13 protein-coding genes and 1 pseudogene are annotated in these 15,326 nt (G+C 71.8%); 3 read left to right on the top strand and 11 right to left on the bottom strand.

The features are described 5' to 3' along the window. Positions 1-23: 23 nt before the first annotated feature. Together pafA and AB0F01_RS11650 are read right to left on the bottom strand one after the other, a co-directional pair. Positions 24-1,385, bottom strand: a complete 1,362-nt coding sequence (gene pafA, locus AB0F01_RS11655; RefSeq protein ID WP_362092978.1) for a Pup--protein ligase — start codon at positions 1,383-1,385, stop codon at positions 24-26. Positions 1,386-1,394: 9 nt separating this feature from the next. After that, entirely contained in the window at positions 1,395-2,654 is a 1,260-nt protein-coding gene (locus AB0F01_RS11650) for an MFS transporter (RefSeq protein ID WP_362092975.1), read from the bottom strand. A gap of 117 nt (positions 2,655-2,771) precedes the next feature. Here AB0F01_RS11650 and AB0F01_RS11645 point away from each other — a divergent pair, with 117 nt between their 5' ends. Next, on the top strand, positions 2,772-3,782 hold the full coding sequence (locus AB0F01_RS11645) for a LacI family DNA-binding transcriptional regulator (RefSeq protein ID WP_362092972.1): 1,011 nt from the start codon (positions 2,772-2,774) through the stop codon (positions 3,780-3,782). A 119-nt stretch (positions 3,783-3,901) separates the two neighbouring features. Here AB0F01_RS11645 and prcA read toward each other — a convergent pair whose 3' ends face one another. The 6 genes and pseudogenes from prcA to arc form a co-directional block, all read right to left on the bottom strand. Further along, positions 3,902-4,672, bottom strand: a complete 771-nt coding sequence (gene prcA, locus AB0F01_RS11640; protein WP_362092970.1) for a proteasome subunit alpha — start codon at positions 4,670-4,672, stop codon at positions 3,902-3,904. 60 nt (positions 4,673-4,732) lie between these two features. Further along, positions 4,733-5,578, bottom strand: a complete 846-nt coding sequence (prcB, locus tag AB0F01_RS11635) for a proteasome subunit beta (RefSeq protein ID WP_362092968.1) — start codon at positions 5,576-5,578, stop codon at positions 4,733-4,735. Next, positions 5,530-5,709, bottom strand: a pseudogene (locus tag AB0F01_RS11630) (endonuclease domain-containing protein); the annotation flags it as partial. The pseudogene AB0F01_RS11630 and the gene prcB, both read right to left, overlap by 49 nt. A 198-nt stretch (positions 5,710-5,907) precedes the next feature. Then, positions 5,908-6,126 (bottom strand): ubiquitin-like protein Pup, encoded by a 219-nt coding sequence (locus AB0F01_RS11625; protein WP_362093560.1) that lies wholly within the window; start codon positions 6,124-6,126, stop codon positions 5,908-5,910. A gap of 196 nt (positions 6,127-6,322) precedes the next feature. Next, the gene (gene dop, locus AB0F01_RS11620) at positions 6,323-7,834 is read right to left on the bottom strand and encodes a depupylase/deamidase Dop (protein ID WP_362092966.1); all 1,512 of its coding nucleotides are present in this window, start codon (positions 7,832-7,834) and stop codon (positions 6,323-6,325) included. Positions 7,835-8,068: 234 nt separating this feature from the next. Next, complete coding sequence (gene arc / locus AB0F01_RS11615) at positions 8,069-9,835, bottom strand: proteasome ATPase (RefSeq protein ID WP_362092964.1); 1,767 nt, start codon at positions 9,833-9,835, stop codon at positions 8,069-8,071. A 246-nt stretch (positions 9,836-10,081) separates the two neighbouring features. Here arc and AB0F01_RS11610 point away from each other — a divergent pair, with 246 nt between their 5' ends. Beyond that, a complete protein-coding gene (locus AB0F01_RS11610; protein ID WP_362092962.1) occupies positions 10,082-10,387 on the top strand; it encodes a ferredoxin in 306 nt (101 codons plus the stop codon). 106 nt (positions 10,388-10,493) lie between these two features. Here the strand turns inward: AB0F01_RS11610 and AB0F01_RS11605 are convergent, their stop codons facing one another. The 3 genes from AB0F01_RS11605 to AB0F01_RS11595 all read right to left on the bottom strand — a co-directional run bounded on the left by AB0F01_RS11605 (position 10,494) and on the right by AB0F01_RS11595 (position 14,065). Further along, a complete protein-coding gene (locus AB0F01_RS11605; protein WP_362093558.1) occupies positions 10,494-11,072 on the bottom strand; it encodes a hypothetical protein in 579 nt (192 codons plus the stop codon). Between the two features lie 229 nt (positions 11,073-11,301). Next, positions 11,302-12,204 carry a tRNA (adenine-N1)-methyltransferase gene (locus AB0F01_RS11600; protein ID WP_362092959.1) on the bottom strand — a complete coding sequence of 301 codons (903 nt, stop codon included), beginning with the start codon at positions 12,202-12,204 and terminating at the stop codon, positions 11,302-11,304. A gap of 94 nt (positions 12,205-12,298) precedes the next feature. Continuing rightward, a complete protein-coding gene (locus AB0F01_RS11595; RefSeq protein ID WP_362092956.1) occupies positions 12,299-14,065 on the bottom strand; it encodes a site-2 protease family protein in 1,767 nt (588 codons plus the stop codon). A gap of 266 nt (positions 14,066-14,331) precedes the next feature. Here AB0F01_RS11595 and AB0F01_RS11590 point away from each other — a divergent pair, with 266 nt between their 5' ends. Continuing rightward, positions 14,332-15,303, top strand: coding sequence for a PD-(D/E)XK nuclease family protein (locus tag AB0F01_RS11590; protein WP_362092953.1), 972 nt, complete (start codon positions 14,332-14,334; stop codon positions 15,301-15,303). Positions 15,304-15,326 lie beyond the last annotated feature (23 nt).

Below are 15,326 nucleotides of genomic sequence, written 5' to 3'. Positions count from 1 at the left end.
GGCGGGGCGGCCCGCCGGCGCGGTCACATGCCGGCGATCAGCTTCTCCACCCGTTCGTCCACCGAACGGAACGGGTCCTTGCACAGCACGGTGCGCTGCGCCTGGTCGTTCAGCTTGAGGTGGACCCAGTCGACGGTGAAGTCCCGGCGCTGCTCCTGGGCCCGGCGGATGAAGTCGCCGCGCAGCCGTGCCCGGGTGGTCTGCGGCGGGACCGACTTGCCCTCGAAGATCTTGAGGTCGTTGCAGATCCGGGCGGCCTGCCCCCTCTTCTCGAGCAGGTAGTAGAGACCCCGGCGGCGGTGGATGTCGTGGTAGGCGAGGTCTATCTGCGCGACCCGCGGGTGCGACATGGTCATGTTGTGCTTGGCCCGGTACCGCTCGATGAGCTTGTACTTCATGACCCAGTCGATCTCGGTGCCGATGCGGTCGAGGTCCTCCTCCTCGATGGCGTCCAGGGTGCGGCCCCACAGCTCCAGCACCTGCTCCACGGTGCCGGTGCGCATGCCGCGGCGTTCGCAGAAGTCCAGTGCCTTCTCGTAGTACTCGCGCTGCACCTCCAGCGCGGACGCCTCGCGACCGCTGGCCAGGCGCACCTTGCGCCGGCCGGTGATGTCGTGGCTGACCTCGCGGATCGCCCGGATCGGGTTCTCCAGCGTGAGGTCCCGCATGACGGTGCCCGCCTCGATCATGCGCAGCACCAGGTCGGTGGCGCCGACCTTGAGCAGCATGGTCGTCTCCGACATGTTGGAGTCGCCCACGATGACGTGCAGCCGGCGGTAGCGCTCGGCGTCGGCGTGCGGCTCGTCCCGGGTGTTGATGATCGGCCGGGACCGGGTGGTCGCCGAGGAGACGCCCTCCCAGATGTGCTCGGCCCGCTGGCTGACGCAGTACACGGCTCCGCGCGGTGTCTGCAGTACCTTGCCCGCACCGCACAGCAGTTGGCGGGTCACCAGGAAGGGGATGAGGATGTCCGCGAGCCGGGAGAACTCCCCGTGCCGGGCGACGAGATAGTTCTCGTGGCACCCGTAGGAGTTTCCCGCGGAGTCGGTGTTGTTCTTGAAGAGGTAGACGTCGCCCGCGATTCCCTCCTCGTGCAGGCGTCGTTCGGCGTCCACCAGGAGTCCTTCGAGAATGCGCTCGCCGGCCTTGTCGTGGGTGACCAGTTCGGTCACGTTGTCGCATTCGGGTGTGGCGTATTCCGGATGCGATCCCACGTCGAGATAAAGGCGGGCACCGTTGCGCAGAAAGACGTTGCTGCTTCGGCCCCATGACACGACACGGCGGAAGAGGTACCGCGCCACCTCGTCAGGAGACAGGCGCCGCTGTCCCCTGAACGTGCACGTGACGCCGTACTCGTTCTCCAGCCCGAAAATGCGGCGGTCCATGACTGAACATTACGCCCGTTTCCCTGAACTGAAACGGGGTTCGAGGGCACGGTTCGGATCATTTTCGGAGCGGGCCGCAACTACCGCCCCTCCCACCGGAACTGCCATTACCCTTCCTGTCGCGATCAAAACCAGCAGGGACACGCCGCCCGCCACCCCGGGCACCGCGAAACCCCACAGCGCGCCGCCCGCCTCGACGACCGGCCCCGCCACGCCCGTTCCGGCCGAGGCGCCGACGGTGAAGGTGGTCACCAGCCAGGAGAACGCCTCGGTGACCGTCCCGCGCGGCGCGTGGTGGTCGACCAGGACGAAGGCACAGGCGATGGCCGGTGCGAGGAACACCCCGGCGAGGACGGCGAGCAGCGTCATGGCGACCGGGCCCGGCATCAGCATCAGCGGCAGGTAACACACCGCCAGAAGCGCCACCAGCACCCGCAGTCGCCGCGCCGGTTCGCCCCGCCACCCGCGCGCCCCGTACACCAGACCGCCGACCAGGGCGCCGAACCCGAGGCCCGCCATCAGCCAGCCGTACACCACGTCGCCGCCGCGGTCGTCGGCGTAGGAGACGGCCGCCACGGTGATGGAGCCGAGGGCCATGCCGACGAACAGGAAGGCGGCCAGCAGGGCGAGGAGTCCCGGTGAGCGCAGCGCGCCGAGCCAGTGCGCCTCGCGCGGGGCGGAGCGCCAGGCGCGGGACGGCCGGGAGACGACCACGGACAGGGCGCCGAGCACCCCGATGACGTTCAGCACGAGCAGGGCGGCCTGGGCCGACCAGAGGGCGGCGCACACCGTCACCAGCAGCGGCCCGACGGTGAACAGGATCTCCTGGGCCACGGCGTCCAGGGCGTACGCCCGGTGCACGTGGTCCTCCTTGGGCAGCACCGTGGCCCACAGCGCGCGCAGTCCGCCCTCCAGCGGGGGCGTGAACAGGCCGGCGGCGGCCACGGCGGCGCAGGCCAGCGGCAGCGGGCCGATGCCGGCGAAGGCGAAGACGGCCATGGCGAGGGCGGACAGCACGGCGGCGGGCAGCTGGACGCGGGGCTGTCCCTTCAGGTCCACCAGCCGCCCCAGCACGGGCTGGCCGACGGCGTTGGAGACCCCGTAGACCGCGGCGAGCGCCCCGGCCAGGCTGTAGGAGCCGCCCTCGGCGCGGACGAACAGCACGATCGCGATGGCCGCGGTCGCGTTGGGCAGGCGTCCCACCAGCGTGCCGGCGAGCAGCCGGGCGGCGTGCCGCACCCGGAGGATCTCCAGGTATCCCGTGGCCATGCCGAGCCCTCCACTCACCAGCCGGACTGCTCCGGACAGGGGGGTTGTACGTATAACGTCCGCATCCATACGTACCATGTCGGCTGTTCGCCAGTCCAGACGAAGGAGCGGTCCGCGGTGGCCCGAGCCAGCACCCGACCCACCAGCCGGGACGTCGCCCGCGCCGCCGGTGTCTCCCAGGCCGCCGTCTCCCTGGTGCTCGGCGACAAGTGGCGCGGACGGGTCTCGGAGGCCACCGCCCAGCGGGTCCGCGACGCCGCGCACGACCTCGGTTACCGGCCCAACCTGGCCGCCCGCAATCTGCGCCTGGGGCGCACCCGCACCGTCCTGCTGGTGGTGCCGGCCCTCACCACGGAGTTCTTCGCCGGGGTCTACACGGGCGCCGCACGGGTCGCCGGGCAGCACGGCTTCGGCGTGGTCCTCTACCCCTCCCCCGAGGGCATCGGGCCGGCCCGCGACCCGTTCGCGTCCGCACAGGCGGCCCTGGACGGCGTCATCGCCTCCTCCATGGCCGCCGACGCCCTCAGCGCGATCCGGGGCGACCAGCTGCCCCTGGTGATGCTGGACAGCGATCCGGAGGCCGGCCCCGGCGCGGCCACGGTGAACCTCGACATCGCCGACGGCGTCCGCCAGGTCGCCCGGCACCTGCTCGACCTGGGTCACCGCCGCTTCCTGCACCTGGCCGCGGACGTGGCGTCCTGGACCTTCGAGGTGCGCGCCCGCGAACTGGCCGCCCGGCTGGCGGACGTCCCGGGCGCACGGCTGCGCACCGTCTCCTCGCCCATCTCCATCCGGGGCGCCGAGGCCGCCGCCCTGGCCGCCCTCGAGGCCGGGGACCGGCCCACGGCCGTGGTCTGCGACGACGACCAGCTGGCCGCCGGCGTCTACAAGGCGGCCCGCCGGCTGGGCCTGGGGATCCCCGGCGACCTCTCCGTCACCGGGCTGGACGACCTGGCCCTGGCCACGGCCATCGACCCCGAGCTGACCACCGTGCGGCTGGACGCGGAGCTGTTCGGCGAGCGGGGCATGCGGGCGCTGCTGGCCGTCCTGGAGCAGCGCGAGCCCCGGGCGGACGACATCCCGGTCGAGCTGGTGGTGCGCGGCTCCACCGGCCCGGCCCGGGACTGAACCCCCGCCCCGGACACGGGTGCGCCGGTCCAGCCCGGGCCTGACCCGCCACCGGACAGGAGTGCGCCGCGTGCCGCCGGACCCGCGGGTCTGGCGGCACGCGGCGCACACGTACGGGACTACTCGGTGTCCGTGCCGGACTCCGTCTCCGCCTCGGCGTCCGCTTCCGCCTCCGACGCCGTCTCGGCGCCGCCGGCCTCCAGCAGGCGGCCCAGCTGGCGCCCGGTGATCCGCTTGAACTTGCGCTTCTGCGGCCGGGTGCGGTCCAGCACCGCCACCTCCAGCCGCTCCGCGGGAATCTCCCGCTCGCTGCCGTTGGTGTCCCGCGACAGGGACTGGACGGCCAGCTTCAGGGCCTCGGCGAGCGTCATGCCGTCGCGATGGCGCTGGTCGAGGTAGCCGCTGATCTGCTCCGCGTTGCCGCCGACCGCCACCGAGCCGTGCTCGTCGACGATGGAGCCGTCGTGCGGCAGCCGGTAGATCTGGTCCTGGTCCGGGGTCTCGCCGACCTCGGCGACCACCAGCTCCACCTCGTACGGCTTCTCCCCCACGCTGGAGAAGATGGTGCCCAGCGTCTGCGCGTAGACGTTCGCCAGGCCCCGGGCGGTCACGTCGTGCCGGGCGTAGGTGTAACCGCGCAGGTCGGCGTAGCGGACGCCGCCGATGCGCAGGTTCTCGTACTCGTTGTACTTGCCGGCGGCGGCGAAGCCGATCCGGTCGTAGATCTCGCTGAACTTGTGCAGCGCGCGGGACGGGTTCTCGCCGACGAAGACGATCCCGTCGGCGTACTGCAGCACGACCAGGCTGCGGCCGCGGGCGATGCCTTTGCGGGCGTACTCGGCCCGGTCGGCCATCGCCTGCTGGGGGGAGACATAGAACGGCGTCGACACCGGTTATCCGTCCCTTTCTGTCGAAGTCACTGGACCACCTTGAAACATCCGGACCGCCCGCTACAGCAGCGAGGCCCGCGGACCGTCGGGCTGCTCCAGCCGCCGTTCCAGCACGGACCGGGCGATCGCGGACGCCTCGTCCTCGGTGAGCCGGCGGAAGCCGTCCTCGGTGATCACGGTGACGATCGGGTAGATCCGGCGGGCGACATCGGGACCACCGGTCGCCGAGTCGTCGTCTGCCGCGTCGTACAGGGCCTGGACCACCAGCGTGGTGGCCTCGGCCTCGGTCAGGTCCTCCCGGAACAGCTTCTTCATCGCGCCGCGCGCGAAGATCGAGCCGGAACCGGTGGCGGCGTACCCCTGCTCCTCGGAACGGCCGCCCGTGACGTCGTAGGAGAAGATCCGCCCTTGCTCGCGGTCCACGTCGTACCCGGCGAACAGCGGGACCACGGCCAGGCCCTGCATGGCCATGCCCAGGTTGGAGCGGATCATGGTCGACAGGCGGTTCGCCTTGCCCTCCAGGGACAGCTGTGCGCCCTCGACCTTCTCGAAGTGCTCCAGCTCCAGCTGGAACAGCTTCACCATCTCCACGGCCAGACCCGCCGTGCCCGCGATGCCCACCGCGGAGTACTCGTCCGCCGGGAAGACCTTCTCGATGTCCCGCTGGGCGATGACGTTGCCCATCGTGGCGCGCCGGTCACCGGCGAGGACGACCCCACCGGGGAAGGTCACGGAGACGATGGTGGTGCCGTGCGGGGCCTCGATCGCGCCCTGGACGGGCGGCAGCTTCCTGCGTCCCGGCAGCAGGTCCGGCTGGTGATCGGAGAGGAAGTCCATGAACGAGGAGGACCCGGGCGTCAGGAAGGCAGCCGGCAGACGCCCGGTGTCACGAGTGTTGGCTTCCACGAGGTTCCCTCCAGATAGGCGGCAGCCCGACGGATGCTGTCGGGATCGTCTCCCAACTTGCCGATGGCCGAATTGCAGTTGAAGCACAGTACGTCACGGACCCTACCCGCCTCGCGGCGATGATCCACATGGGATACGGGTTCGATACGGGTCTTTCCGTCACGGGTCCGCCGCGGCGCGCACCACGGGTGCTTCGCGGCGCACGGGGGGCTGCGCAGCGCGAACGCTGTCCGCGGTCCGTGCCGACGCACCGCGGACAGCGTTCACCCCCTCGTCGATCGCGAGGTACGGCGCCTGTTACGGCACCGGCTCGGCCTGCGGGCCGAAGGTCACTCGCCGCCCTTCTGGACGAAGGACCTGACGAAGTCCTCGGCGTTGGCCTCCAGAACGTCGTCGATCTCGTCGAGGACGTCGTCCACGTCCTCGCTGAGCGCCTCCTGGCGCTCCTTGAGGTCCTCGGAAACCTGCGCGTCCTGCGCCTGCTCCTCGACCTCCTCGGTGGAACGCGTGGCCTTCTGCTGCCCGCCGCCGGTGTCCTTGGTCGCCATAACCCTCACCCCGCTCAGTTCGCCCGACATGGTCGGCATGACGCCGATTGGTGATGATCAGACCCTACAAGCCGGGTCCGACAATGCCCCCGCAGTTGCTCCAACGTACGGGGACCACCTCGATGATTCCCGTCGGCGGGTCGTTCCACCCTCCGGCGGGCCGTTGCCGCGTCCCGGGTACCCGGGACGCCCCGGCTCAGTTGCCGGACAGAACCCTGACCAGGTCTTCCGCGGTGCGGCAGCGGTCCAGGAGTTCCTTGACGTGATGCCGTGTCCCGCGCAGCGGTTCCAGGGTCGGAACGCGCTGCAGGGAGTCCCGGCCCGGCAGGTCGAAGATCACCGAGTCCCAGGAGGCGGCCGCGACGTCGTCCGCGTACTGCTCCAGGCAGCGTCCGCGGAAGTAGGCCCGCGTGTCCTCGGGCGGCTTCGTGCGGGCCCGCTCGACCTCCGCCTCGTCCAGCAGCCGCTTCATCCGGCCGCGGGCCGTCAGCCGGTTGTAGAGGCCCTTGTCGGGGCGCACGTCGGCGTACTGGAGGTCCACCAGGTGCAGCCGGGGGGCGTCCCAGTCCAGGTCGTCACGGCGCCGGTAGCCCTCCATGAGCTCGCGCTTGGCGACCCAGTCCAGCTCGCCGGCCAGGCTCATCGGGTCGTTCTCCAGACGGGTGAGGGTGTCCTCCCAGCGCGCCAGGACGTCCTTGGTCTGGTCGTCCGCGTCGGCCCCGAACCGCTCCTCGACGTACTTGCGGGCCAGCTCGTAGTACTCCATCTGGAGCTGCACCGCGGTCAGCGTCCGGCCGCTGCGGAGCGTGACCAGGCGCTTCAGCGAGGGGTCGTGCGAGACCTGGTGCAGCGTGCGGACCGGCTGGTCGACGGCGAGGTCGACCGCGATGAAGCCGTCCTCGATCATCGACAGCACCAGGGCCGTCGTGCCCAGCTTCAGGTAGGTCGAGATCTCCGAGAGGTTGGCGTCCCCGATGATCACGTGCAGGCGGCGGTACTTCTCGGCGTCCGCGTGCGGCTCGTCGCGGGTGTTGATGATGGGGCGCTTCAGCGTCGTCTCCAGCCCCACCTCGACCTCGAAGTAGTCCGCCCGCTGGCTGATCTGGAAGCCGTGCTCGTGGCCGTCCTGGCCGACGCCGACGCGGCCGGCGCCGGCGAAGACCTGCCGGGAGACGAAGAAGGGCGTCAGGTGGCGCACGATGTCCGAGAAGGGGGTGGCCCGCTTCATCAGGTAGTTCTCGTGCGTGCCGTAGGAGGCGCCCTTGTTGTCGGTGTTGTTCTTGTAGAGGTGGATCGGCTGGGCACCGGGCAGCGCGGCGGCCCGCTCGGCGGCCTCCGCCATGATGCGCTCGCCGGCCTTGTCCCACAGCACGGCGTCCCGCGGGTTGGTGACCTCCGGAGCGCTGTACTCGGGGTGCGCGTGGTCCACGTAGAGCCGGGCGCCGTTGGTGAGGATCACGTTCGCCAGGCCGATGTCCTCGTCGGTGAGCTGGCTGGCGTCGGCGGCCTCCCGGGCGAGGTCGAAGCCCCGGGCGTCCCGCAGCGGATTCTCCTCCTCGAAGTCCCAGCGGGCCCGGCGGGCCCGGTGCATCGCCGCCGCGTAGGCGTTCACGATCTGGGACGAGGTGAGCATGGCATTGGCGTTCGGGTGGCCGGGGACGGAGATCCCGTACTCCGTCTCGATGCCCATTACTCGCCGTACGGTCATGCGGCCCTCCTTGCCCGGCGGTGCTCCCGGTCGGGGGCGCCGCTCAAGTACCGCCGTCGCTCAGGTGCACGTGCGGTGCCCGTCCCCGCACCGCGCGACTCGGCGGTATGGAAGAGCCTAGAACGCCTCTGCGCCGGTGGGGAGATCATTTGCGTCATTGCTGTGCTCCAGCCGTGGCCCGGAAAACAGTCGGCTGCGGGTACCCGTTCAGGGCACCCGCAGCCGCCCTGTTTTTTACAGGTACTGACCGGTATTCGCCACCGTGTCGATGGAGCGACCGGTGTCCGCGCCCTGCTTTCCGGTGATGAGCGTACGGATGTACACGATCCGCTCGCCCTTCTTTCCGGAGATGCGCGCCCAGTCGTCCGGGTTGGTGGTGTTGGGCAGGTCCTCGTTCTCCTTGAACTCGTCCACGCACGCCTGGAGCAGGTGCGAGACGCGCAGGCCCTTCTGGTTCTTCTCGAGGAAGTCCTTGATGGCCATCTTCTTGGCCCGGCCCACGATGTTCTCGATCATCGCGCCGGAATTGAAGTCCTTGAAGTAGAGGACTTCCTTGTCACCATTGGCGTAGGTGACCTCCAGGAAGCGGTTCTCCTCGGATTCGGCGTACATCTGTTCCACGGCGGTCTGGATCATGCTCTGGACCGTCATGCCCTTGTCGCCGCCGTGCTCGGTGAGGTCGTCGCCGTGCAGCGGGAGGCGCTCGGTGAGGTACTTGCCGAAGATGTCCTTGGCCGCCTCGGCGTCCGGACGCTCGATCTTGATCTTCACGTCGAGCCGGCCGGGCCGCAGGATCGCGGGGTCGATCATGTCCTCACGGTTGGAGGCACCGATGACCACCACGTTCTCCAGGCCCTCCACACCGTCGATCTCGGCCAGCAGCTGCGGGACGATGGTGTTCTCCACGTCCGAGCTGACACCGGAGCCACGGGTGCGGAAGAGGGACTCCATCTCGTCGAAGAAGACGATGACGGGCGTGCCCTCGCTGGCCTTCTCACGGGCCCGCTGGAAGACCAGGCGGATCTGCCGCTCGGTCTCGCCGACGTACTTGTTGAGCAGCTCCGGGCCCTTGATGTTGAGGAAGAAGCTCTTGCCGGCGGCCTGCCCGGTCACCTCGGCGACCTTCTTGGCGAGCGAGTTGGCGACCGCCTTGGCGATGAGCGTCTTGCCGCAGCCGGGGGGCCCGTAGAGCAGCACACCCTTGGGCGGACGCAGCTCGTGCTCGCGGAACAGGTCCGGGTAGAGGTACGGCAGCTCGACCGCGTCCCGGATGGCCTCGATCTGGTTGCCGAGGCCACCGATCTGCTCGTACCCGATGTCGGGGACCTCTTCGAGGACGAGCTCCTCGACCTCGCTCTTGGGGACGACCTCGTAGACGTACCCGGAGCGCGGCTCCATCAGCAGGGCGTCACCGGGGCGGATGGTGATGTCCAGCAGCGGCTCCGCGAGCCGCACCACCCGCTCCTCGTCGGTGTGCCCGACCACCAGGGCGCGCTCGCCGTCCTCGAGGATCTCCTTGAGGGTGACGATGTCGCCGACGCGCTCGAACTCCATGGCCTCGACCACGTTGAGCGCCTCGTTGAGCATGACCTCCTGGCCACGCCGGAGCCCGTCGAGCTCCACGCCCGGGCTGACGTTCACCCGGAGCTTGCGACCGCCGGTGAAGATGTCGGCGGTGCCGTCCTCGTTCGCCGTGAGGAAGACTCCGAAGCCGGCCGGGGGCTGGGCGAGCCGGTCGACCTCCTCCTTGAGGGCCACGATCTGGTCGCGGGCCTCACGGAGCGTGCTGGCGAGTCGTTCGTTCTGGGCGGACACGCCGGCCAGGTTGGTCTGCAGCTCGACGATCCGCTCTTCGAGAATCCTCGTGTGTCGCGGAGAGTCGGCGAGCTTACGTCGCAGGACGGCGATCTCCTGCTCAAGGTAGGCGATCTGCCCGGCCGGGTCGTCGGACCCGCGTCCCGGGCGGATGCCGCGGTTCATGTCGTCGTCGTGGGCTGCCACGGTCCTCACCTCCTCCAAGGGGAGCTGGACGCTTCCAGACCCTACCTGGGCGGGTGTCGATTGAAACCCCTAGATCACAAAGACGGTCGGGGTGTGTCCGATCTTCACCCTTGCGCTCTCCCTCACGCCAGGGGAATACCCACCGACGAAGATTGGAATCCCGGCGCGGGTAGGCTCGACGTGTTCAACACCCGTCGGAGCTGGCCGGATTCCCGTCCGGTCCGGCGCGGGAAAGCGTCAGGAGGGATGAGCGTGCAGCAGGAGGCCGGGGTCCGCGAGGAGGCGCTGGAGGTCTGGATCGACCAGGACCTGTGTACGGGTGACGGCATCTGCGCCCAGTACGCGCCGGAGGTGTTCGAACTCGACATCGACGGGCTGGCCTACGTCAAGGGCGCGGACGACGAACTGCTCCAGGACAAGGGAGCGGCAACGCCCGTTCCGCTGCCGCTCCTCACCGATGTCGTCGACTCGGCGAAGGAGTGTCCCGGCGAGTGCATCCACGTCCGCCGGACGACGGACGGCGTGGAGGTGTACGGGCCGGACGCCGGGTGACCGGCGCGGCACGGCCCGTCATGGCCCGTCACGGTGGCCCGATTCCGCAGGCACCGGAGCGCGCGCCCGGCTCGTGCTCCCGCGCACGCCGGTCGCCGCACGCCCGTCACACGCTGCGGGCGCCGGACGGCGTGGAGCGGACGAACGCGCCGTCCTCCCAGTGCCACTTCACGCTCTCGCGCACATCGGGGCAGCAACTCGGCACGTCGTCGGACGAGTAGCCGAGGAGGGTCGCGCGCACGTCGCCCGCCCGCACCGCGAAGTCCTCGACGTTGGTGCGGTCACCGGGCTCGACGAGCGTGGCCACCACGCGCGCGGTGTCGTCGCCGTCGGCGCGGGTGAGCACGTACACGCCGTCCGGCGGGGTGCCCATGGGGGCGTCGCAGTGGACCACCGCCACCGTCTCGGGCCGGCCGTCGCCGTCGAGGTCGCCGGACGCCTGCTGCTTCACCACCTGCTCGACCGGACCGCAGTCGAACGGGAAGTCCACACCGGCCGGATCGGGCGGAGCGCCCTGCGCCGGCGCGCTCTTCGTCTGCGGGGCCGGGCTCTGGGCCGCGGTCGCGGAGCCGGGCTGGAACAGCGACGACAGCGCGACGACACCGGCCAGGGCCGTCGCCGTGGCGACCCAGTGGATCGGGCGGGCGTGCGTGTGGGCGAGTTCCGGGACGGCGGAAGGCTGCACGAGCAGGGCCTCCTGTGCGGGCTGTGCCGGTGGGGTGGCCAGCATCGTGCCACACGTCACACGAGCGGGGGAACGGCGGGGGTGTGCCGTCGTGGTGCGGGGGTACCGGGGCGGGTCCGGCGGCGGTCCCGGGCGCCGACGGCCGGTCAACGCGGCGGCGCCGCGGCACAGTTCCGGCGGGTGCCGGGGAACTGTGCCACGGCGCCGGTGCGTTGTCGTGGCGGAGCCGTCAGCGGGCGGTGCCGCCGTCGGCGTTGGGGCCGGAGTAGTCCTCGCCGTAGGCGCCCTTCGCGGGACGGCGGCGGCGCATGGGCGGCTCGACGCCGTCGGCGAGACGGCGGGCGGTGAGCAGGAAGCCGGTGTGGCCGATCATCCGGTGGTCCGGGCGGACGGCCAGGCCCTCGATGTGCCAGTTGCGGATCATCGTCTCCCACGAGGTCGGCTCGTTGAAGCAGCCGATCTCGCGGATGGACTCCACGGTCCGGGCGAGCTGGGTGGTGGTCGCCACGTAGCAGCACAGGATGCCGCCGGGGACGAGTGCCTTGGCGACGGCCTCCAGGCACTCCCAGGGGGCGAGCATGTCGAGGATGACGCGGTCCACGTCGGCGTCGGACAGGTTGTCCTGGAGGTCGCCGACGGTGAGCTGCCAGGCCGGGTGCGGGCCGCCGAAGTAGCGCTCGACGTTCTGCCGGGCGATGTCGGCGAAGTCCTCCCGGCGCTCGTAGCTGTGCAGCATGCCCTGGTCGCCGATGGCCCGCAGCAGGAAGCTGCTCAGCGAGCCGGACCCGACACCCGCCTCCACGACGCGCGCGCCGGGGAAGATGTCGGCGAAGGCGAGGATCTGCCCCGCGTCCTTCGGGTAGACGACGGCTGCCCCGCGGGGCATGGACAGGACGTAGTCGGGGAGCAGGGGGCGCAGCGCGAGGTAGGCGACGTTACCGGTGGTGCGGACAACGCTGCCCTCGGGTGCGCCGATCAGCTCGTCGTGCGGGAAGGAACCCTTGTGGGTGTGGAAGTTCTTCCCGGCCTCGAGCGTGAACGTGTAGTGGCGGCCCTTGGGGTCGGTCAGCTGAACCTGGTCCCCGACCTTGAAGGGCCCGCGCCTGCGGGCGGCACCGGTCGGTTCGGACATGTGACCAGCCTACCGGTCCTCGGAGGGGCCACCGACCACCACCAGGGTGTCCGCGGACGCGGGACGGTGCCCGGGACCGCCCGGCCCGGCCGGGTCAGCTGGGCCGGGCCATCGCCTTGACGAACGCCCGCTCCACGTCCGCCGCGGAGAGCACGCCGTAGATCTCGCCGGTGTCCTCGACCACCAGGTACTCGGTGGCCGGGGTGGCCCGCAGCACCTCCAGCAGGTCCTCGCCCGCGAGCTCGGCGGACACCCGCATGCCGTCGGTGATGTCCTGGGAGAGGCCGCTGACCGGGACCCACGGGCGGCGGTGCTCGGGCACGCCGACGATGGCGGCCTCGCGCACCAGGGACAGCGGGGTGCCGTCGGGGTCGACGACGACCAGGGCACGGGCCCCGGCGGCGTTGGCCCGGCGCAGGGCCTCGGAGAGCGGGGTGTCGTTCTCCACCGGCACCGCGCGCCGGGTGAGGGTGCGGGCGCGCAGGTCGGGGAGGTGCTCGCGCAGCCGGGCCACGCGCAGGCTGTTGCCCGCGCCGGTCCAGATGATGGCGGCCAGGATGGCGGCGAGCAGGGCGTCCAGGACGGTGTCCATGCCGACGCCGTCCGCGACGTCGGAGCCGAGGGCGCCGGACTGGGTGAGCAGGGGCAGGCCGATCAGCACGGAGATGGCGAGGGCGCGGCCCACCCAGGCGGCGGCGACCGTGCCGCTCATCGGCTTGCCGGTGAGTTTCCAGACCACCGCGCGGAGCATGCGGCCACCGTCGAGGGGCAGGCCGGGCAGGAGGTTGAAGACGGCCACGATGAGGTTGGAGATCATCAGGCCGGCCAGCAGGACGCCGGGCACGGAGGCGGGGTCGACGACGAGCAGGCCGAGGTAGAAGACGCCGGACAGCACCAGGGAGAGCAGCGGTCCCACGAAGGCGAGCACGAACTCACGGCCGGGGGTCTCGGCCTCCTTCTCGATCTCGGAGACGCCGCCGAAGAACTGGAGCTGGATGCGGCGCACCGGCAGCTTGAAGCGGAGCGCGGCGAGGGTGTGGGCCAGCTCGTGGACCAGGACCGAGGCGTAGAAGGCGACGGCGAAGAAGAGGGAGACCAGGTAGCTGGCGGCGCCGAGCTCGGGCAGGACGCGGTCGATCTGCCCGCCGAACACCCAGGTGATGAGGATGGCGACGAGGAACCAGCTCGGCGCGACGTACACCGGCACACCGAAGGGCCGTCCCATCAGCAGTCCGCCGCGCTGCTGCTCGGGGGGCCGCTGCGGGCCCTTGCCAGGGCCGGACCCGGCGCGTGCGCGGTCGTCGGTGGCGCCGTGGGGCGCGGCGGGGCCGCCGGGGGCGGCCGACGGCGGCCCGGGGGGCGCCGGGGGCACGTCCGGCCGGGGGGCCGGCCCGGGTGCCGGGGGCGGGGCCGTGCCGCCGTGGGGGTCGGTGGGTCCGCCGGGGGTGACGGGCTCGCCGGAGGTTACGGGCTCGCTGGCGGCGGGCTCGCCGGGGGCGGCGGGCTCGCCGGAGGTGGTGGGGCCGGCGGGGCGGTCCGGGGCGGCGGAAGGTTCCGCCGGGGGCGGGGCACCGTCGGCGGGGGCCTCCGGGGCGGTCCGGCCGGGGTCGCCGTCGGGGGTTCTGGGGGCGGGGGGTGCCGTGTGCGACGCCCCGTCGTCCCCGGGCCCCGGGGCGGCACCGGTTCCGGAACCGGTGTCGGGCCGGGCCTCCTCGGGGCGGCCGTGACCGTCCGGGGCGGGACCGTGGCCGCCCTCCCGGGTGGTGGTGTCGTCGGGGGCCGGGTCCGAGCGGCCCGGGCGGTGCTCGGTCGATTCGTCGTCGCCGGACCGCGGCCGCCCGCGCCCGCCACTTGCCTCCACCGGTGTCCCCTCGTTCGCTGCGTCTCCCGCGCCTGCCGACCGGGAGGGTCTCGTGTCGATGGTATGCGGCCGTCGCCGCCCGTTTCCCCTCGGCACCCCAGTCCCCTCCGCTGCGTCTCCCCCGCATCACGGCGCCTGTCCTCCCCCTTCTTCCCCTTCTTCCTCCCCGGTCACCCCCGGGCTTCCGCCCCGGTGGCCCGGGCGGTTGTCCACAGGCGCCGACCGCCTCGTGCCCCGTGTCGGTGCCGGGCCGTAAGGTCTGGGGCATGGAGACGAGCACGGAGGACCCGGCACGGCCGGCGAGCGGCCCGGCGGCACCGGCGGTGCCCCCGCCGGCACCGGACGCGCCACCGTCCGCGCCCGCGGACGGCGCGGCGGCGGAGGAGGCCGTCGCCCAGCGGGCCACCGCACTGCCGCCCGCCTCGCTGTCCCCCTCCCGTGCCGGTGACTTCATGCAGTGTCCGCTGCTCTACCGGTTCCGGGTGATCGACCGGCTGCCGGAGAAGCCCAGCGAGGCCGCGACCCGGGGCACCCTGGTGCACGCCGTGCTGGAGCGGCTGTTCGACGCCCCGGCCGCAGAGCGCACCGCGCCGCGTGCCAAGGCCCTGCTCCCGGGCCAGTGGGAGCGGCTGCGGGAGAGCAGGCCCGAGGTGGCGGAGCTGTTCGCCGAGGATCCGGAGGGCGAGCGGCTGGCCCGGTGGCTGGCGGAGGCGGAGCAGCTGGTCGAGCGCTGGTTCACGCTGGAGGACCCCCGGCGGCTGGAACCGGCCGAGCGGGAGCTGTTCGTCGAGGCGCGGCTGGAGTCGGGGCTGACCCTGCGCGGCATCATCGACCGGGTCGACGTGGCACCCACCGGTGACGTGCGGATCGTCGACTACAAGACCGGGAAGGCACCGCGCCCGGAGTACGCCGAGGGCGCGCTGTTCCAGATGAAGTTCTACGCCCTGGTGGTCTGGCGGCTGAAGAACGTCGTCCCGCGCCGCCTGCAGCTGGTGTACCTGGGCAGCGGGGACGTCCTGACCTACGACCCGGTGCCCGCCGACCTGGAGCGGGTCGAGCGCAAGCTGCTGGCGCTGTGGGACGCGATCTCGCGGGCCACCGAGACCGGCGACTGGCGTCCGCGGCCCACCAAGCTGTGCGGCTGGTGCGACCACCGGGCCCACTGCCCCGAGTTCGGCGGCACTCCCCCGCCCTACCCGCTGCCGGTGCCGCCCCCGGCGCCGCCGCGCGGTCCCTGACCGGCGGGCGCGCTCACCTCGTG

Origin of the sequence: Streptomyces sp. NPDC029526, assembly GCF_040637405.1 — a bacterium.
Lineage (GTDB): Bacteria > Actinomycetota > Actinomycetes > Streptomycetales > Streptomycetaceae > Streptomyces.
The sequence above is the reverse complement of the archived record's forward strand: the minus strand, read 5'-3'. Positions and strand labels throughout refer to the sequence as shown.